This is a genomic window from Variovorax sp. 10N432 (genome assembly GCF_056394465.1).
Genome location: NZ_JBFTHX010000135.1, coordinates 1 through 737, shown reverse-complemented (window position 1 = coordinate 737; position 737 = coordinate 1). Strand labels below are relative to the sequence as shown.

The window sequence follows — 737 nt, the reverse complement described above, 5'->3', positions numbered from 1 at the left end:
TTGCCGTCGAGGCTGATGTAGGCGAGGTCGAACTTGCTGGCTTCGACTTCGGCCGCGTCTTCCTCGTCGAGGTCGCGCAGGGCGACGATCTCGGGGTGGCGGAACAGCGCGTTGCTGTCGAAGTTGAACTTGGCGTCGAGCGCCATGATCTTGCCCTTGCTGTCACGGTTGAGCGGGTTGATCTCGACCAGCGAGGCATCCGTTTCCATGTAGCAGGTGTAGAGCTTCTTGAAGACGTCCACGGCCTGGGCGGTGGAGTCGGCCGGGATGCCGATGGCGTCGGCGATCTTCTTGGCCTGGGCATCGTTGAGGCCGGTCAGCGGGTCGATGAACTCGGTGACGATCTTCTCGGGCGTGGAATGGGCCACTTCCTCGATGTCCATGCCGCCTTCGCTGGAGGCGATGAACGCGACCTTCTGCGTGGCGCGATCCGTCACGACGGAGACGTAGTATTCCTTCTGGATGTCGGCGCCGTCTTCGATGTAGAGGCGGCGGACCTTCTGGCCTTCGGGGCCGGTCTGGTGCGTCTTGAGCTGCATGCCGAGGATCTCGCCGGCCAGCTTCTTGACGTCTTCGATCGACTTGGCGACCTTGACGCCACCGCCCTTGCCGCGACCACCCGCGTGGATCTGGGCCTTGACGACCCAGACCGGGCCGCCGAGCTTCTGGGCGGCCTCGACCGCCTCCTGAACTGTGTACGCCGGGATGCCGCGGGGTACGGGCACGCCGAACTTGGC

The 737-nt window shown here is 64.6% G+C and carries 1 protein-coding gene; it reads right to left on the bottom strand.

The window, feature by feature from the left end:
- Positions 1 to 737 (bottom strand): ATP-grasp domain-containing protein (locus AC1DF3_RS37010; protein ID WP_478142815.1); only part of this gene is annotated, 737 nt, incomplete at both ends.